Source organism: Mycolicibacterium novocastrense (assembly GCF_001499835.1).
GTDB classification, from domain to species: Bacteria; Actinomycetota; Actinomycetes; order Mycobacteriales; family Mycobacteriaceae; genus Mycobacterium; species Mycobacterium novocastrense.
The window spans coordinates 355,949-372,627 of the sequence record NZ_LQIH01000012.1 but is presented as its reverse complement, the minus strand read 5'-3'; the positions used below and the strand labels follow the sequence as shown (position 1 = coordinate 372,627).

At 66.8% G+C, this 16,679-nt stretch carries 18 protein-coding genes; 11 read left to right on the top strand and 7 right to left on the bottom strand.

The annotated features are described in order from the left end of the window. Positions 1-108 precede the first annotated feature (108 nt). Together AU072_RS12040 and AU072_RS12035 are read right to left on the bottom strand one after the other, a co-directional pair. Entirely contained in the window at positions 109-999 is an 891-nt protein-coding gene (locus tag AU072_RS12040; protein WP_064413978.1) for a class I SAM-dependent methyltransferase, read from the bottom strand. A gap of 150 nt (positions 1,000-1,149) precedes the next feature. Continuing rightward, entirely contained in the window at positions 1,150-2,040 is an 891-nt protein-coding gene (locus AU072_RS12035; RefSeq protein ID WP_064413977.1) for an oxygenase MpaB family protein, read from the bottom strand. Positions 2,041-2,120: 80 nt separating this feature from the next. Here AU072_RS12035 and AU072_RS12030 point away from each other — a divergent pair, with 80 nt between their 5' ends. Further along, positions 2,121-2,741 (top strand): TetR/AcrR family transcriptional regulator, encoded by a 621-nt coding sequence (locus AU072_RS12030; protein ID WP_064414056.1) that lies wholly within the window; start codon positions 2,121-2,123, stop codon positions 2,739-2,741. 5 nt (positions 2,742-2,746) lie between these two features. On the opposite strand, the gene AU072_RS12025 is transcribed toward AU072_RS12030, so the two are convergent. After that, complete coding sequence (locus tag AU072_RS12025; protein WP_064413976.1) at positions 2,747-3,322, bottom strand: VOC family protein; 576 nt, start codon at positions 3,320-3,322, stop codon at positions 2,747-2,749. Between the two features lie 195 nt (positions 3,323-3,517). Between AU072_RS12025 and AU072_RS12020 the strand changes: the two genes are divergently transcribed. The 5 genes from AU072_RS12020 (at position 3,518) to AU072_RS12000 (ending at position 8,617) form a co-directional block, all read left to right on the top strand. Beyond that, positions 3,518-4,660: an alpha/beta hydrolase gene (locus tag AU072_RS12020; RefSeq protein WP_064413975.1), complete on the top strand. Its 1,143-nt coding sequence runs from the start codon at positions 3,518-3,520 to the stop codon at positions 4,658-4,660. Beyond that, positions 4,636-5,673: a 2-hydroxyacid dehydrogenase gene (locus AU072_RS12015; RefSeq protein ID WP_235629860.1), complete on the top strand. Its 1,038-nt coding sequence runs from the start codon at positions 4,636-4,638 to the stop codon at positions 5,671-5,673. Before AU072_RS12020 ends, AU072_RS12015 begins: the two co-directional genes overlap by 25 nt. Before the next feature lie 9 nt (positions 5,674-5,682). Beyond that, a complete protein-coding gene (locus AU072_RS12010) occupies positions 5,683-7,914 on the top strand; it encodes an acyl-CoA dehydrogenase family protein (protein ID WP_064413974.1) in 2,232 nt (743 codons plus the stop codon). 76 nt (positions 7,915-7,990) lie between these two features. Further along, the gene (locus AU072_RS12005) at positions 7,991-8,266 is read left to right on the top strand and encodes a hypothetical protein (protein ID WP_120270978.1); all 276 of its coding nucleotides are present in this window, start codon (positions 7,991-7,993) and stop codon (positions 8,264-8,266) included. Between the two features lie 39 nt (positions 8,267-8,305). Next, entirely contained in the window at positions 8,306-8,617 is a 312-nt protein-coding gene (locus AU072_RS12000) for a hypothetical protein (RefSeq protein ID WP_064413973.1), read from the top strand. Between the two features lie 34 nt (positions 8,618-8,651). Here AU072_RS12000 and fadD2 read toward each other — a convergent pair whose 3' ends face one another. Further along, complete coding sequence (gene fadD2, locus AU072_RS11995) at positions 8,652-10,508, bottom strand: long-chain-fatty-acid--CoA ligase FadD2 (protein WP_082680805.1); 1,857 nt, start codon at positions 10,506-10,508, stop codon at positions 8,652-8,654. A gap of 55 nt (positions 10,509-10,563) precedes the next feature. Here fadD2 and AU072_RS11990 point away from each other — a divergent pair, with 55 nt between their 5' ends. The 3 genes from AU072_RS11990 to AU072_RS11980 all read left to right on the top strand — a co-directional run bounded on the left by AU072_RS11990 (position 10,564) and on the right by AU072_RS11980 (position 12,839). Further along, on the top strand, positions 10,564-11,808 hold the full coding sequence (locus AU072_RS11990) for a DNA polymerase domain-containing protein (protein ID WP_064413972.1): 1,245 nt from the start codon (positions 10,564-10,566) through the stop codon (positions 11,806-11,808). A gap of 115 nt (positions 11,809-11,923) precedes the next feature. Next, positions 11,924-12,334: a hypothetical protein gene (locus AU072_RS11985; RefSeq protein ID WP_064413971.1), complete on the top strand. Its 411-nt coding sequence runs from the start codon at positions 11,924-11,926 to the stop codon at positions 12,332-12,334. 133 nt (positions 12,335-12,467) lie between these two features. Beyond that, a complete protein-coding gene (locus AU072_RS11980; protein ID WP_064413970.1) occupies positions 12,468-12,839 on the top strand; it encodes an NYN domain-containing protein in 372 nt (123 codons plus the stop codon). On the opposite strand, the gene AU072_RS11975 is transcribed toward AU072_RS11980, so the two are convergent. Further along, positions 12,823-13,458 carry a TIGR03086 family metal-binding protein gene (locus AU072_RS11975; RefSeq protein WP_064413969.1) on the bottom strand — a complete coding sequence of 212 codons (636 nt, stop codon included), beginning with the start codon at positions 13,456-13,458 and terminating at the stop codon, positions 12,823-12,825. The two genes, AU072_RS11980 and AU072_RS11975, sit on opposite strands and share 17 nt — an antisense overlap. A 51-nt stretch (positions 13,459-13,509) precedes the next feature. Here AU072_RS11975 and AU072_RS11970 point away from each other — a divergent pair, with 51 nt between their 5' ends. Then, the gene (locus AU072_RS11970) at positions 13,510-13,944 is read left to right on the top strand and encodes a MarR family winged helix-turn-helix transcriptional regulator (RefSeq protein WP_064413968.1); all 435 of its coding nucleotides are present in this window, start codon (positions 13,510-13,512) and stop codon (positions 13,942-13,944) included. A 10-nt stretch (positions 13,945-13,954) separates the two neighbouring features. Beyond that, positions 13,955-15,367: an NCS2 family permease gene (locus AU072_RS11965; protein WP_064413967.1), complete on the top strand. Its 1,413-nt coding sequence runs from the start codon at positions 13,955-13,957 to the stop codon at positions 15,365-15,367. Positions 15,368-15,373: 6 nt separating this feature from the next. On the opposite strand, the gene AU072_RS11960 is transcribed toward AU072_RS11965, so the two are convergent. Both AU072_RS11960 and AU072_RS11955 read right to left on the bottom strand, forming a co-directional pair. Beyond that, positions 15,374-16,039, bottom strand: a complete 666-nt coding sequence (locus AU072_RS11960; protein WP_064413966.1) for a hypothetical protein — start codon at positions 16,037-16,039, stop codon at positions 15,374-15,376. A 24-nt stretch (positions 16,040-16,063) separates the two neighbouring features. Next, positions 16,064-16,612, bottom strand: a complete 549-nt coding sequence (locus AU072_RS11955; RefSeq protein WP_064413965.1) for a CsbD family protein — start codon at positions 16,610-16,612, stop codon at positions 16,064-16,066. Positions 16,613-16,679 lie beyond the last annotated feature (67 nt).

Below are 16,679 nucleotides of genomic sequence, written 5' to 3'. Positions count from 1 at the left end.
GCGCCGTGATCTCCCCGTAGTTATGGCAGGCTAACTTTCCGCCCGAAGTTAGCATTGACTAAGCTAACTTGTACAGACGCACGGGGTCCGCTCAGCGGGTGAACAAGCTCACGCCTTGACGGCGCTCACCAGGCTTATAGTCCCCGTCATCGTCGCCGCCTCCGACCCCCGCTCGGGCACCGGTCGGCCGTTTCTGCGCAACCAGTCCTCGAGGGTGATGGCCTCGGCGCGCCAGCCGCGGGCGCCGAACCACTGGGCGGCAGGTGCGTGCTGTTGGTTGTAGACGAGATTGAAGAACGCGTCCTCGTCCCCGGAGGACCGCTCTTCTTCCCTCTTCGCCTCGAAGGCAGCCGCGTCCATCGGTGCCGCCTCCTCCACGGCGGCGTGGCTGCCGGCGGCGGCCAGCGAGTCGATTCCGGTGAACAGCTCGCGCTGGGCGTCGGCCGGCAGGTAGATCAGTAGGCCCTCGGCGATCCAGGCCGATGGTTCGTTCGGGTCGAACCCGTTGGCGCGCAATGCTTGGGGCCAGTCGTCACGCAGATCGACCGGGACCTCACGGCGTTCTGCTCGCGGGGTGTGCGCGGTCAGGACCTGCCGTTTGAACTCGAGCACGCGGGGCTGGTCCAACTCGAACACCACGGTGCCGCCGGGCCAGTCCAGGCGGTACGCGCGCGAATCCAAACCCGCGGCCAGCAGCACAATCTGCCGGACTCCGGCGTCGGCGACAGCGCGAAAGTAGTCGTCGAAGTACCTGGTGCGGACAGCCTGGAAGTCGACGAAGGCCGCGCCGAAGTCGTCGGTTCGCAGGGGATGGTCGGGCGCTGCCCCGTCGAGCAGGTCCGCCCAGTCACCCCCCACCGCGCGACAGAAGGTCTCGGCGAAGGGGTCGACAGCGATCGGGTCGGGCTTCTGCGCCTCCAACGCACGGGCAGCGGCGACGAACAACGCGGTGGAGCCGACACTGGTGGTGATGTCCCAGGTGTCGTCGTCGCTACGCATGCGCCTCTTTGTACGCCGCGATTCTGACAGCACGCTGACAGGCCGCCCCAACATTCGCCAGCCTCTCGTGTGCGGTCAGATCGTCTTTTCGGCGCCTACCGTGAGGTTTTCCGATCTGAGTGCACACTAGAGCGCAATAGCTGGGCCGCCTCACACCAGCGGGCGGCCCGTGCGCACCCGCCAGTCCAGGTCTTTGAGCAGCACGTTGAACGGGAACTGCCGAACGAACCGGGGCATCACGTTGTTGATGCGGCCGAGTAGGCGCATCACCCGGTTGAACCGGCGCTGCTTTTTCGCGTCCCACGGCAGCCGCATCTCGTCACGGAAGCGCTGGGGCAGAAAACCGGTCGTGATGAAGAGGTTGAGCGCGTCGGTGCGCTTCTGCAACCAAGCCGGAGCCTTGAGTTTTCCGATCCGACCCGCGGCGAAGGGCCACAGGTATTCCCGCATCGCGTCGTCGATGTGGACCTTGTCCAGCGACTGCTGCCAGTACTCGTCGAAGGCCTTGCGGTCGGCGGGCCACATCTGGGCGGGCACCTGCAGCGTGGTGCCCAGCGCCGCACCGTCGCGGTAGTGGCGGTCGGCGGATTCGTCGTCCATCTCGCCGACGAAGACCCGGTACACGTCGACGAAACCCTTGTACAGGCAGGCCGCCACCCACAGCTGCAGGTCCTTATCGAACGCGTTGTACTCGACCGGGCTGTCCGGCAGCGAGTACACCTCGGCGTGCGACCGGTTGACCGCACGCCGGTACGTGGCCTTCTGCTCGTCGGTGCCCGCGAGGGCGACAGCGAGGTATGTGAACGTCGTCCGCGCCCGCTTGATGGGGTGCCGGTCGGCACGGCCACTCTCGACGCGGCTGTCCTTGACGCCGTATCCGACGCCCGGTCGCGAGAGTTCCATGATCACGTTGGCCGGTCCCGACAGCAGACCGATGCCGAGCATGGCGTCCTCGGGCGCGACGTTGCGACGCAGCTTGTGCCCGGGCAGCGGCGCATCGTTGACCGGTCTTCCGACGTGGTCGATCGGCTGGGAAACCATCGGGGACCCCTATCTCAAATGTGAGAACACGTGTTTCCTGATATTGCCCGCGCCCGGTGCCGGGTGTCAAGATGGCGGTCATGGCACAGGTCCGCCCCTACCGCGGCGTCGACGCGGCCCAACGCCTTGCGCAGCGCCGGCTGCGGCTGCTCGACGCCGGGCTCGAGTTGCTCGGCGCGGGTGCCGACGATCTCGCGGAGTTGACGGTGCGGGCCATCTGCGCCAAGGCCGGCCTCGGTGTCCGCTACTTCTACGAGACGTTCCGCGACAAGGACGACTTCGCCGCGCAGGTCTACGACTGGGTGATCGCCGATATCGCAGCGACGACCCAGGCGGCAGTCGTCGCGGCGCCGCCCCGCGAGCAGCCCCGTGCGGCGATGGCGAACATCGTCCACACCATCGCCGCAGATCGGCGTGTAGGCCGCTTGGTGTTCAGCGTTGAGTTGTCGAACACAGTGATCATGCGTAAACGCGTCGAGTCCACGGCCCTTTTCGCCCAGCTGCTGCTGCAGCATGTGGGTGCGGTCGTCCCCTACGACAACGAACTCGACGAAGCAACGGCGCATTTCGCGGTCGGAGGCGTGGGACAGACGATCAGCACATGGCTTGCGGGCCGCCTGGATCTGGCCGCCGACCAACTCATCGACCGGCTCGCGGCGAACATCAACGCGATCTCGGGTGTGCCGACGAACGACCCCTGAGAGGCTCAGGCGGTCACCCTCGGGCGCCGGTCCGCCGCGGTCCTCGGCGTGGCCTTCGCGTCGCTCTCGCTGAATTCTTTCGTCCAGCAGGCGAATTCGAGCGTAATGCCGTCCGGGTCCAGGAAGTAGAACGACCTGACATAAACACCGGGGTGCACCGTCGGCGAAACCTGCGCCTCGCTGTCGTCGTGATTGAGCACCGGACCCACCCGCACGCCCTTGGCCTTGAGGCGCTGTCGGTATTCGTCGAACTTCTCGGCGGGCACGTGAAATGCCAGATGGTTCATCGTACTGACGGCGCTGACGATGTCCCCGATTCCCGGAATGGCCTCGGGCGAGGAGATGCCCGCGACCCGGTCCGGCGCGTCGGCGAACCAGAAGAACGCGACGCAGTCGCCGTTGCCGGCATCGAAGAAGAAGTGCTGGCCCATGCCTCCGGGCAGATCGAGCGATTTGATCAACGGCATACCCAGGACGTTGCTGTAGAAATCGACGGTTTTCGCCATATCCGAGCACACCAGCGCGACGTGGTTGATGCCGCCGAGTTCGAACTCGGTGTTGGGATTGTCGGGCCTGATCACTGGGCGCCTCCTAGCGCGAATCTCTGGCCAGAAACGCAAATCGAATTTAGCATCAGGGACAGTCACGAGCAATGACGAACGGACCGGCACCGCTATGACGATCGTCCCGTACGCCCCGCTGCCGGTCAAACCGATCATCAAGATCACTGAACAGCCTGCAGCCCTTGGACTTTGGACAGATGGGGGGCGGCTCGAATGACGAGAACACCGTCGAGCAACGCCACACCGGGCGTCACCCGGGAGTTCGTCGGCCTCGACTCCCCGACGGCCCGGCGCGCGGGCGCGGGTGGACATCCGTGCCAGGGCCTCTATCACCGCGGCGTTGGCCGCAAACCGAAGGTCGCGATGATCGCCGCGCACTACCAGATCGATTTCTCCGAGCACTATCTCGCCGATTACATGGCCACCCGCGGTATCGGCTTCCTGGGCTGGAACACCCGCTATCGCGGGTTCGAGAGCAGCTTCCTGCTCGATCACGCGCTCGTGGACATCGGCGTCGGGGTGCGGTGGCTCCGCGAGGTCCAGGGCGTGGAAACCATTGTGCTGCTGGGGAACTCCGGCGGTGGTTCGCTGATGGCGGCGTACCAGGCACAGGCCGTGGACCCGCATGTGACGCCCCTTCCGGGGATGCGTCCCGCGGCAGGCCTGACCGACCTGCCGGCCGCTGACGGGTACGTCGCGACCGCGGCGCACCCCGGCCGTCCCGATGTGCTCACCGCCTGGATGGACGGGGCTGTCGTCGACGAAACCGACGCGGTCGCAAGCGATCCCCAACTCGATCTCTTCGACGAACGCAACGGGCCCCCCTTCGAGGCGGACTTCGTCGAACGGTATCGCGCTGCCCAGATCGCCCGAAACCACGCGATCACGGACTGGGCCGAGGCCGAACTGGAGCATGTGCGCGCGGCGGGTTTCTCCGACCGCCCGTTCACGGTGCTTCGGACATGGGCCGACCCGCGCATGGTCGACCCCGCCCTGGAGCCGACCAAGCGACCCGCGAACATGTGCTATGCCGGAGTGCCGGTGCAGGCCAACAGATCTGCGCGCGGTATCGCCGCGGCCTGCACCTTGCGTAACTGGCTCGGAATGTGGAGCCTGCGATACGCCCAGACCCGCGCCGAACCGCACCTCAACCGGATCACGTGCCCGGCGCTGGTGATCAACGCCGATCAGGACACCGGCGTGTTCCCGTCGGATGCCCAGCACATCTTCGACGCGCTTGCCGGCACGGACAAGGCACAGACCTCGATCGACACCGACCACTACTTCACCACTCCCGGGGCACGCAGCGAACAAGCCGATACCATCGCCAAGTGGATCGCGAAGCGGTGGCGTTAGACTCCGACTCGTCGCGCGGGCGCTCACCGCTGAGGGTCCTCGCTCACTTCACGCCCGGTTCGAAGGCCATCGATTTCGTTGCACCGCAATCCGATTGGCTCGACATCCGCTATTGCGCGGAGGACGACGACACCACCTTCTACCGTGAGCTCCCCGAGGCCGACGTGATCTGGCATGTGCTCCGGCCGATTTCCGGAGACGACCTCGCCAAAGCGCGGCGTTGCCTGTTGGTACACAAGATGGGCGCCGGGGTCAACACCATCGACGTGGACACCGCGACCGCCCTGGGCGTCGCGGTCGCCAACATGCCGGGGGCCAACGCCCCGTCGGTCGCCGAGGGCACCGTGTTGCTGATGCTGGCCGTGCTGCGCAGGCTGACCGAACTCGACCGTGCCACCCGCGGGGGCCGGGGCTGGCCGTCCGACCCGATCCTGGGCGAGACCGTGCGCGACATCGGCGGCTGCACGGTGGGTTTGGTCGGCTACGGCAACGTCGCAACGAGGGTCGAGCGCATCGTGCGGGCGATGGATGCCGAGGTCCTGCACACCAGTACGCGCGACGACGGCCATCCCGGCTGGCGTGCGCTGCCCGACCTGCTGGCCGCCAGCGACATCGTGTCGCTGCATCTGCCGCTGACCGATTCGACAGCGGGCATGATCGACCGCGCCGCGCTGGACCGGATGAAGCCGGGCACCGTTCTGGTCAACACCAGCCGCGGCCCCATCGTCGACGAGCCCGCCCTCGTCGAAGCGCTGCGGTCTCAGAAGTTGGCCGGCGCCGGCCTCGACGTCTTCGCCACCGAGCCCGTGCCGGTCGACAACCCGCTGCTGTCGCTCGACAACGTCGTGCTCACCCCGCACGTCACCTGGTACACCGCCGACACCATGCGCAGGTATCTGGAGCACGGTCTGGACAACTGCCGCCGACTCCGGGACGGCCGTGAATTGGCCAACGTCGTCAACGGTATCGTGTCTCCCAACCGACCGGTTATTAGGGACGGTCCGTCACAGTGAGGTGCAGGTATGCCCATCGCAATCAATCCTGAGCACAACGACTTGGCCGACTCGGTGCGGTCCTTCGTCGCTCGGGTGGCGCCCTCCGAGGTGCTGCACGAAGCCCTGGAGACGCCGATCTCCAATCCGCCGCCTTACTGGAAGGGCGCGGCCGATCAGGGCCTGCAGGGTGTGCACCTGTCCGAAGATGTTGGCGGACAAGGCTTCGGAATACTCGAGCTGGCCATCGTCGCCGCGGAGTTCGGTTACGGCGCGGTCCCGGGGCCGTTCGTTCCGTCGGCCATCGCCAGCGCGCTGATCGCCGCACACGACCCGAACGCCCCACAGCTGCCGAACCTGGCCTCCGGCGCAACGATCGCGACCTACGCCCTCGACTCGAGCCTGACTGCCACCCGGCACGGTGAAGGCGATGCCGCCGGACTGGTCATCCGCGGTGAGGTGCGTGCCGTACCCGCCGCGGCACAGGCGTCGCTGCTGGTGCTGCCGGTCGCCATCGAAAGCGGCGAGGAATGGGTGATCCTCGACGCCGACCAGCTGGAGATCGAACCCGTCACCAGCCTCGACCCGCTGCGCCCGTTCGCGCATGTGCGCGCGAACGCCATCGAAGTGGGTGACGACCGTGTGCTGAGCAACCTGAGCCGGCCGATGGCTCGCGCACTGATCTCGACGCTGCTGTCGGCCGAGTGCATCGGGGTGGCGCGGTGGGCCACCGACACCGCCGCCGCGTACGCCAAGATCCGCGAGCAGTTCGGCAGGCCCATCGGCCAGTTCCAGGCCATCAAGCACAAGTGCGCTTCGATGATCGCCGACACCGAGCGGGCCACCGCCGCCGTCTGGGATGCGGCCCGCGCCATCGACGAGTTCACCGCGCACGTGAGAAGCGGGCAAGACCCCGAAACCGGCTCTACCGAAGCCGCATTCGAGTTCGCGGCGGCCGTGGCGGCCACGCTGGCGCCCGAGGCCGCCCAGCACTGCGCCCAGGACTGCATCCAGGTGCACGGCGGCATCGGGTTCACCTGGGAGCACGACACGAACGTGTACTACCGGCGCGCGCTGGTGCTGGCGGCCGGTTTCGGCAGGCACGCCGACTACCCGCAACAGGTCGTCGACGTCGCGACCAGCACGGGGATGCGCAAGCTCAACATCGACCTCGATCCCGATACCGAGAAGCTGCGTGACGAGATCCGCGCGGAAGTGGCTGCGCTGAAAGCCATTCCACGTGAAGAGCGCAGTGTCGCGATCGCCGAGGGCGGCTGGGTGCAACCGCATCTGCCCAAGCCGTGGGGACGGGCTGCCGGTCCCGTCGAGCAGATCATCATCGCCCAGGAATTCGACAGCGGCCGGGTCAAGCGCCCACAGATGGGCATCGCGGCGTGGATCATCCCCTCGATCGTCGCGTTCGGCACGGACGAACAGCAACAGCGTTTCCTGCCGCCCACGTTCCGCGGCGAAATGATCTGGTGCCAGCTGTTTTCCGAGCCCGGCGCGGGGTCGGACCTGGCCAGCCTGACCACCAAGGCCACCAAGGTCGACGGCGGTTGGCGGATCACCGGCCAGAAGATCTGGACCACCGGGGCGCAGTTCTCGCAGTGGGGCGCGCTGTTGGCGCGCACCGACCCATCGGCGCCGAAACACAATGGGATCACCTACTTCCTGCTCGACATGGCCAGCGAGGGCGTGGAGGTCAAGCCGCTGCGCGAGCTGACCGGTAACGCGATGTTCAACACCGTGTTCATCGACGACGTATTCGTGCCCGACGAGATGGTGCTCGGCGAGGTGAACCGGGGCTGGGAGGTCAGCCGGAACACGCTGACCAACGAACGGGTTTCGATCGGCAGCAGCGAGCCGCCGTTCCTGGCCAGTTTGGCCGACTTCATCACGTTCCTTCAGGACGGGCAGTTCGACCAGATCGAGCAGCACCACGCCGGCAGGCTCATCGCCGAAGGACACGCCGCCAAGGTGCTCAACATGCGCTCGACGCTGCTCACGCTCGCCGGTGGTGATCCGATGCCGGCCGCGGCGATCTCCAAACTGCTGTCGATGAAAACCGGCCAGGGCTACGCGGAGTTCGCGGTGTCCTCGTTCGGCACCGACGGCGCGATCGGAGATCCGAAGCAGGAGCCTGGCCGGTGGGCGGAGTACCTGCTCGGCAGCAGGGCCACCACGATCTACGGCGGCACCACCGAGGTGCAGCTCAACATCATCGCCGAACGCCTGTTGGGACTGCCGCGCGATCCGTAAAGGCGCTTGCTCAACGGCGTAGCCTGAGATCAGCGGTTGCGTTCGAGCGGTTGGCGGTGAAGATGAGCGGCCAGCAATGAGTGGCTTGAGTGTCCGGATCGCCCGCGTCGTCGTCGGCGCCTCGGCGATGCTGGGGCTGTTGCTGGCGCCTGCGGTCTTCGCCGGTGATCCGGCGCCACGAGACCAGTCGGCGCCGTGCTATCCCGGCATCATCCCCGGGAACCCGTGGGCAACCTCGTGCAACTTCGGTAAACGTCCGCCGAAGATCCGCGGCGGTCCGCCCGACCAGACCGCGGTCATCGCGTGCCGTGACATCCCCGGATGCCTGTCGTGGTACATCAACGGACCCTGATGGGCGTTTAGCGATCGCACCGAAGGCAACAATTCAGTCATGACCAACGATGTCGAGAAGCGCTGGGACCGGCCCAAAGCGTTCCGGGCCGCCGCCACCTACACCGCGGTGGTGGTCGCGGTGGCCGCCGTCGCCTTCGTCATCTACGCCCTCGTGTCGAAGACTTCGGTCGTTGCCGCCTCGACCGTGCCCACAATCCTGTTGCTCGGCGGATTGGGCGCGTTCATCAGGACCTACCGCGAGTGGAAGGCCGAGGGCGCGTGGGTGCAGTGGCAGGGCGCGGGATGGTTCTTGCTGCTGCTGATGCTGGTGTGCCTGTCGATTCCGGGCGCCGCCGCGATGGCCGACTGAGACACCCGCCGTAGCGCGGGGTGCAGCGGCGTGACTAGTCCGACTTGTTGGCGTCCGCCTTCTCGTCAGCCTTCTCGTCGGCCTTCTTCTCAGCGCCGTCGGCCTTCCCCTTCTCGCCGCCTCCGTCGGCCTTGCCTTTCTCGCCGCCGCCGTCGGCCTTACCCTTCTCGCCGCCGCCGTCCGCCTTACCCTTCTCCCCTTTCTCGCCGCCTCCGTCGACGTCCATCTCCCGAAGTTCGCGTTTGAGGATCTTGCCGGTCGGATTGCGCGGCAACTCGTCGAGGAAGACCACCTCGCGCGGCACCTTGTAGCGCGCCAGATGCTCGCGGACGTATTGCTTGATGTCGTCCTCACCGATCGAGGCGCCGTCGCTCTTGACGACGAAGGCCCGCAACCGGTGACCCCACTCCTTGTCCTCGACGCCGACCGCGGTGGCCTCCACGACCTCCGGATGCCCGCTGATCAGGTCCTCCACCTCGGCCGGGAACACGTTCTCACCGCCGGACACGATCATCTCGTCGTCGCGGCCGCTGACGTAGAGCAGGCCGTTCTCGTCGAAATAGCCCACGTCGCCCGAGGACATCAGCCCGTCGATGATCTGCTTGTGGCCCCCGCCGGTGTAACCCTCGAACGGGAAGAAATTGCCGACGAAGATTCGCCCGACCTCGCCCTGCGGCAGTTCGTTGCCGTCGTCGTCGAGGATCTTGACTTTCACGCCCTTCACCACCGGTCCGACGGTCGCCGGGTTCTTCTCCAGATCCTGGGGCCGCGCGATCGTGGCGAACGCGATCTCGGTCGACCCGTACAAGTTGTAGATGACGGGTCCGAGCATCTTGAGCCCGCGTTGCGCCATCTCCGCGCCCAGCTGTGACCCCGAGACGAACACGATCCGCAACGAGGACAGATCGGGCTTGCGCTCCATACCGTCGAGCGCATCGAGCATGCGCGACAACATCACCGGCACGACCACCACCGCGGTCACCTTGTGCTTCTCGATGTCCTCGAGCACCTTCTCGGCCTTGAACCGTCTGCGGAGCAGCAGCGTCGTGCCCAACATCATCGAGATCGTCGCGTGCAGGAAGCCCAACGCGTGGAACATCGGCGCCGGAAGCGCGGTGATCTCGCCGCCCTTGAACGGCACATGCGACAGCACACCGCCGATCGGGGCGAGGGTGGGCGGCGTACTTCTGTTGGCGCCCTTGGGCGTTCCCGTCGTTCCGCTGGTCAAAATGATCACCGACGAGTGCTTGGTCGCCTTCGGTGCGGCCTTCCCCGAGTGGTGGGAGACGAAGTCCTCGAGCGTCTCGTCGGTGCTCTTCGACGGTTCGTCCTTGTCGGGGTTCACGCCGAGCGCGCGCAGCTTGCCCAGCGGCGGATCGGCCTTGGACACCACCTGGAAGTACTCGTCGTCGTAGATGATCAGCTTGGCGCCTTCGCGTTCGGACACCTCCTTGACCTGAGGACCGGAGAACTCACTGTTGAGCAGGATGATCCGCGCGCCGGTGCGGGCGGCGCCGTACAGCGCGACGAGGAACCACCGGTGGTTGCGGGCCAGGATCGCGACTCCGTCACCGCCCTTGACGCCCTTCTCCAGCAGGCCGTTGGCCACCGAGTGCGCGGCGTCGTCGAGTTCTTTGAACGTCATCTCGCCGAAGTCGTCGATGATCGCCGTGGCGTTCGGGGTGCGACGCGCGTTGAGGGCCGGGATCATCCCGAACTCGCCCCACCGACGGATGTCGGCGAGCATCGCGGCCACGTTCTGCGGGGGTTCGATCTTGAACGCACCCGCGCCGAACATCTTCGCGGCGTAGTGCAACTCGGCCGACCCGCGTTCGACGAGTTGCTGAGCCTTGGCGAACGCTTGCAGCGGGAGCTCCGAAAGTCTGGCCATGACCCCACCATATGTGACCCGCGTCGCACTGCGGCCGGGAAACTAGCATGACGCTATGGCCGCGACCCAGCACCTGGAGGTCGAGGGTCACCGGGTGCCCATCAGCCACCCCGACAAGGTCGTCTTCCCCGATATCGGCGTCAGCAAGTCGGACCTGATGCACTACTACCTCAGCGTCGCCGAGGGCGCCCTGCGCGGTGTTCGCGACCGGCCGATGATCCTCAAGCGGTTCGTCAAGGGCATCACCGAGGAGGCGGTCTTCCAGAAGCGCGCGCCGAAGAACCGGCCGGACTTCGTCGACGTCGCTGAGCTGAAGTACGCATCCGGGACGTCGGCGGCCGAAGCGGTGCTGCGCGATGCGGCCGGCTTGGTGTGGGCGGTCAACCTCGGCTGCGTCGACCTCAATCCCCACCCGGTCCGGTCGGACGATCTCGCGCACCCCGACGAGCTGCGCGTCGACCTCGACCCGATGCCGGGCGTCGAATGGCCGCAGATCATCGAGGTCGCGCTGGTCGCCCGCGAAGTGCTCGAGGACCACGGGTTGACTGCGTGGCCCAAGACGTCGGGATCGCGGGGTTTCCACATCTACGCCCGAATCCAGCGGCGGTGGCCGTTCAAGTTCGTCCGGCTCGCCGCGCAGGCGGTGGCCCGCGAGGTCGAACGCCGCGCGCCCGAGATCGCCACCGCGCGCTGGTGGAAGGAGGAGCGCGAGGGCGTCTTCGTCGATTTCAACCAGAACGCTTTCGACCGGACCGTCGCCTCGGCCTATTCGGTGCGCGCGACGCCGGACGCCAGGGTGTCGACGCCGCTGCTCTGGAGCGAGGTGCCCGGCTGCCGCCCCGATGCGTTCACGATCGCGACCGTGCCGCAACGATTCGCCGAACTCGGTGACCCGTGGGAGGGCATCGATGATTCGGCGGGATCGCTGGACGCGCTGTTGGACCTGGCCGACCGGCAAGGCCCGGCGGAGAAGGCACCGCGCGGCGCCAAACCATCGAGCCGTGGAACCGGCCGCCGGGTCTCCTCGAAGCCGCTCATCGAGATCGCCCGCACGAAGACCAAAGACGAGGCGATGGCGGCGTTGGAGAAATGGCGCCGACGGCACCCGTCCGTGGCCGAAAAGTTGGAGCCCGCAGACATTCTGGTCGACGGTATGCGCGGACCCAGCTCGATCTGGTACCGCATCCGGATCAACCTGCAACACGTGCCCGAAGGCGAGCGGCCCCCGCAGGAGGAACTGCTCGCCGACTACAGCCCGTGGGAGAACTACTCCGGCCCCCAGTGGATGCGCGATAGTTGACGTTTCATCAGCCCTTTCGCTTCTTACGAAAGTATTAGCCGCTGCTCCCGGTGGCCTTAAGTTGGCCGCTTACCTTGAGTACCAAGGTCGAGTTGAGGTGCTACAGGAGGCAGTGATGTACGGAAATCCGTCATTCGAATGCGCCGGCGCCCAGCTTCATGCGGTGTGCCGCCAGCTGGCGACTGTCGTGACGATCGATGGGATCATCGATGACACCAACATCGAACGGATCACCGCGTTCGCCCGTCGGTTCGTTCTCGCGGAGAAGCCGTTCGTCCTCAACCTCAGCGGTGTGAGTTCGTGCACGGGGCAGATTGTTTCGCTGATGTATGACATCGACGAGTGCTGCTTCGACACCGATGTGGAATGGATCGTCATACCCAGCAGGGCTGTCGAGCGCGTGCTGTGTGCTTCCGGCGTGAGTGTGCCGGTCGCCGATTCGGTACCCGATGCGCTTGCACAGTTCGCAAGCGACCTCAACCAACGGCGTCGCCCATTGCCGCTGTTGACCCAGAAGACCGCATAGCGGAAGGCGACCAGGTGCTACTCGATATTCGTTGGCTCGGTTACCTGCTTGGCCGTCGGCATTCGGCGGCCAAGCAGACCGGCCACGCCTACTGAACCCCCGACCGTCGGCCGAGGCCGGTCCTCGACACGCGATGCGGTGGATCGTCGACGGTATGAATGTGATCGGATCGCGCCCCGACGGCTGGTGGCGTGACCGTCATCGCGCCATGGCGACCCTGGTCGAGCGGTTGGAATCCTGGCGGCCGGACGGTGACGACGTCACCGTGGTGTTCGAACGCCCGCCCAAGCCACCGATCGACTCGTCGACCATTACCGTCACCTATGCCCCGCGTCCGGCGCCCAACTCGGCCGACGATGAAATTGTCCGCCTGGTCCGGGCCGACGACCGGCCGGGCGACATCAGCGTGGCCACGTCCGACCGCACCCTTGCCGATCGGGTACGCGAAGCCGGTGCGTCCGTCGTACCGGCGGAGAGGCTGCGCGACCTCATCGATCCGCGGTGACGCCTTCGGCCCGCCAGCCGGGAAATCGGCCCAGGTGGCGTAGCACCCGATCGAGGTCGCTCTCCCCCGCCTCCGGCGCCACAGCGCGGGCGAACGGAGAGTCGTCCGCGTCGCGGATCTCACCGTCGGGAACCGCCATCGCCAGTGGCAGGACCGCCGCCACCACGTCGTCGGGCAGCCCGAACGGCACGTCGATGCTGCGGGCGACGTCCCACCCGTGTGCGACGTAGTCGACGAAATGAAAACCGATCGCCATGGCACCCGCAACGGCGGCGTCCTCGCCGAACTCCGGTAACGCGAACGTCGACTCGAGCACGCCCTCGACAGCGAACGCGGCCAGCACCTCTGCAGCCGCCGCGGCATAGGTGCCCCCGGGATCGGCGCGGACATCCTCTGCGACGGTCATCGGCGCCCACATCGCAAGATCGCCGCCGGCGCCTCGAGCCGCGGCGGCGAATCCCTTGTGCTGCACGGTCATATGGGTCAGCAGCTCGAAGAGGTCCCACCCCTGACACGGGGTCGGGCGAGCGAGGTCGTCGGCCGTCACTCGCGAGACGACATCGACGGTGGCGTTGATCGCTGTTCGGTGGAAGGGTCGCGGATCGTTTATCGTATGCATTTGCTTACGATAAATGTTCGCTTATCATTGGTCAACGCTTAATATCCCTCCATGCCGCCCAAGTCGCGACGACGGGACCTCGCGGCGATGCTCGCCCCGCTACTGCGTCGCCTGATCGCCCTGGAGACCCCGGTGCTCGCCGAACACGACGTCTCGATGTGGGGCTACAGCGTGCTGTCGGCGCTCGACGAATCCCCGGTGCGCACCCAAGCCGCGCTCGCCGAGGCCATCGGCGCCGACAAGACCCGGATCATCCCCACGCTCGACGAACTCCAGGAGCGGGGCTATATCGAGCGGAGCCCCGACCCGGCCGACCGGCGTGTGCGGCTGCTGGCGATCACCGAAACCGGCCGCGCTCTGAAGGATTCGGTGCAGGCGCAGATTCAGCGCGGAGAGGAGCGGTTGCTTTCGGTGCTGTCGCCCGCCGACCGGCGAGCGTTCCTGCGCGCCCTGCACGAGATGACGGGTGTCGAGGACACCCCATAGGGTCTGAGGGGTGAACCGCCTCGACCGCTTCTTCGAGATCTCCGCGCGCGGGACGACGGTCGGCGCGGAGGCCCGCGGCGGCCTGGTCACGTTCATCGCGATGGCCTACATCATCGTGCTGAACCCGATCATCCTGTCCAGTTCCGAGGACGTCACCGGTCAGAGGCTGCAGTTCGCCGAGGTCTCGGCCGTCACGGCGCTGGCCGCGGGCGTGATGACGATCTTGTTCGGCCTCATTGCGCGGATGCCGTTCGCGTTCGCCGCCGGCCTCGGCATCAACTCGTTCGTCGCGACGACGCTCGTCGGCTCCCTCACCTGGGCAGAAGCCATGGGGCTGGTGGTGATCAACGGGCTCATCATCGTCGTGCTGGCGGCGACCGGGTTGCGGCGGTTGGTCTTCGATGCGGTGCCGATGCAGCTGAAGCTGGCCATCACCGCCGGTATCGGGCTGTTCATCCTGTTCATCGGCCTGGTCGACGCGGGGTTCATCGGCTCGACGGGGGCAGCGTCGCCGCCGGTCGGCCTCGGCGGCAACGGCAGCGGCTCCATCAGCACCGTGCCCACCGTCGTCTTCGCCTTCACGCTGCTGCTGACGGGAATCCTGGTGGCCCGAAAAGTGCGGGGCGGCATCCTGATCGGGCTCGTCACCGGCACCGTCGTCGCGGTCGTGATCGAGTCGATCTGGCACCTCGGGTCCGCCGCGGAAAAGCCCGGTGGATGGAGCCTGTCGGTTCCGACCCTGTCGGGGTCACCGTTCGCGCTCCCCGATCTCTCGCTGGTCGGCGCCTTCAGCATGGACAGCTTCGGGCGCATCGGGGTGATCGCCGCGACCATGTTCGTGTTCACGCTCGTGTTCGCGAACTTCTTCGACGCGATGGGCACCTTCACGGGGCTTTCGCGCGAGGCTGGACTCGCCGACGACAAGGGCACCTTTCCCCGCCTGCGGGCGGCCCTGATCGTCGAAGGCGCCGGCGCTGTGGTCGGCGGCGCATCGTCGGCCTCGTCGAACACGGTGTTCGTCGAATCGGGAGCAGGTATCGGCGAGGGCGCTCGCACTGGCCTGGCCAACCTCGTGACCGGCGTGCTGTTCCTCGCCGCGATGTTCATCTCGCCGCTGGCGTCGGTGGTGCCGACGGAAGTGGCCGCGGCTGCGCTGGTAATCGTCGGGGCGATGATGGTGTCGCATTTGCGCCACATCGACATCTCCGAGTTCTCGGTTGCGCTGCCCGTGGTGCTGACGGTGGCCACGATGCCGTTCTCGTACTCCATCGCCAACGGCATCGGCGTCGGCTTCATCGCGTGGGTGGTGCTGCGATCGGCAGCAGGAAAAGCCCGCGAGATCAGCCCACTGTTGTGGGTGGTCGCCGCGGGCTTCCTGCTGTACTTCGCGCGAGGCTGGATCGAGTCGCTGCTCGGGATCTAGCCGGCACTAGCGATCGGCTTGCCGCTTCTCTTTCTCCGCGTCGGCGAGATCCTCGATCTTCTCCGCCTGCGCACGCGTCGTCGCCGCATCGACGCGCTTGTCCTGAGCGTCGGCCATCTTGACGCTGGCCACCTTCGCGGCAGTGCGCTCCGCCGCATCGATCTGCTCTTCTTCGCGGCGTTTGGCGGTCTCGACGTTCTTCTTGCGCTGCTCGGCGATCTCGTCGGCCCTCTTCTTGTCCTCGACGATCTTCTTCTCGGCGTTCTCGACCGCCGCGCGCTTGCGCTGCTGGGCCTCGGTGCGCGCCTGGCGCGCTTCGGCTTCGGTCTCCTCGAAGGCCTTCTGCTTGTCCTGCAGCGCCTTCTCGCGGGTCACCTTCAGCTCTCGGCCCGCCTGCTTGACGTTCTCATCGGCGGCCGCGTCGAGCTCGGCCGCGCGGCGCAACGCGTCGCTGCGCTCGACAAGGGTGGCGCCGCGCTTCTGGAGTTCACGATCACCCAGCGCGGTGCCCACGGCAGTGTCGAGCATCCCCAGAGAACGCTCGTAGAACAGCCGGGCCAGCGCTTCGTCGTCCATCCGGGCGACGAACCGGTCGTCGATCAACTGCAGCGGCACACGGGCCACCTGGTACTGAAACTTCAGCACCGCCTTCGGAATAGCGGTGAGGCTCATGGTCAAGCTCCTTCTATGCCCTGCTCAGGCGTCGTCGTTGAGGTTTTCGGCCTGCCGCCGAATACGGGCGGCTTCAGCTTTCGCGCTCGCCGACTCCTCGACGGCTCCGCGGTGTTCTTCGAGTGCGTCGGCGAGCTGGGTGTCGGCGTCGTGCACCTCCGCCCGCTGCTCGGCTTTGGCCTCGCGGGCCTTGCGCTCGGCGTCGATTTCGGCCTGGGTGCGCTCCCGCTCGAGCTGCTGATGGGCGGCCGCTTCGGCGGCGCGCTTTTGAGCGGCCTTCTGGTTCTCCACCGCACCCTTTTCGGCGGCCGCTTCGGCATTGGCCGCGGTGCGCTCCTTGGCGCCTTCGCGCTTGGCCTCCACCACGTCGTTGCGGGCCTCCCGCGCCTCGGCGTCGGCGACCGCGTCGATCGTGTTGGCTTCTTTCCGCCGCTCGGCCTCGGCCTGCTGCAGTTGGCCTTCGGCGGTCAGCGAGTCGTTTCCGGTGATCGCGCCAAACATCTCTTTGGCCTTGCCCTTCACCGAGTCCATCAGGCCTTCTCGTGCCTGGCCGGCCTTGTCGTGGTCCGTCATTCGGGCCTCCTCTCAAGCCTCAAGGTTCCACGTCCGCGGGGGGCCGAAACCCCCTGTGGGCGGACGC

Bases quoted from the DNA above. Each gene is read 5' to 3' on its own strand.
- AU072_RS12020 (WP_064413975.1), top strand. From the start codon at position 3,518: ATGACGAGAACACCGTCGAGCAACGCCACACCGGGCGTCACCCGGGAG.
- AU072_RS12040 (WP_064413978.1), bottom strand. From the start codon at position 999: ATGCGTAGCGACGACGACACCTGGGACATCACCACCAGTGTCGGCTCC.
- AU072_RS11970 (WP_064413968.1), top strand. From the start codon at position 13,510: ATGCCGCCCAAGTCGCGACGACGGGACCTCGCGGCGATGCTCGCCCCG.
- AU072_RS12005 (WP_120270978.1), top strand. From the start codon at position 7,991: ATGAGTGGCTTGAGTGTCCGGATCGCCCGCGTCGTCGTCGGCGCCTCG.
- AU072_RS11985 (WP_064413971.1), top strand. From the start codon at position 11,924: ATGTACGGAAATCCGTCATTCGAATGCGCCGGCGCCCAGCTTCATGCG.
- AU072_RS11975 (WP_064413969.1), bottom strand. From the start codon at position 13,458: ATGCATACGATAAACGATCCGCGACCCTTCCACCGAACAGCGATCAAC.
- AU072_RS11980 (WP_064413970.1), top strand. From the start codon at position 12,468: ATGCGGTGGATCGTCGACGGTATGAATGTGATCGGATCGCGCCCCGAC.
- AU072_RS11990 (WP_064413972.1), top strand. From the start codon at position 10,564: ATGGCCGCGACCCAGCACCTGGAGGTCGAGGGTCACCGGGTGCCCATC.
- AU072_RS12010 (WP_064413974.1), top strand. From the start codon at position 5,683: ATGCCCATCGCAATCAATCCTGAGCACAACGACTTGGCCGACTCGGTG.
- AU072_RS12030 (WP_064414056.1), top strand. From the start codon at position 2,121: ATGGCACAGGTCCGCCCCTACCGCGGCGTCGACGCGGCCCAACGCCTT.
- AU072_RS11960 (WP_064413966.1), bottom strand. From the start codon at position 16,039: ATGAGCCTCACCGCTATTCCGAAGGCGGTGCTGAAGTTTCAGTACCAG.
- AU072_RS12035 (WP_064413977.1), bottom strand. From the start codon at position 2,040: ATGGTTTCCCAGCCGATCGACCACGTCGGAAGACCGGTCAACGATGCG.
- AU072_RS11955 (WP_064413965.1), bottom strand. From the start codon at position 16,612: ATGACGGACCACGACAAGGCCGGCCAGGCACGAGAAGGCCTGATGGAC.
- fadD2 (WP_082680805.1), bottom strand. From the start codon at position 10,508: ATGGCCAGACTTTCGGAGCTCCCGCTGCAAGCGTTCGCCAAGGCTCAG.
- AU072_RS12000 (WP_064413973.1), top strand. From the start codon at position 8,306: ATGACCAACGATGTCGAGAAGCGCTGGGACCGGCCCAAAGCGTTCCGG.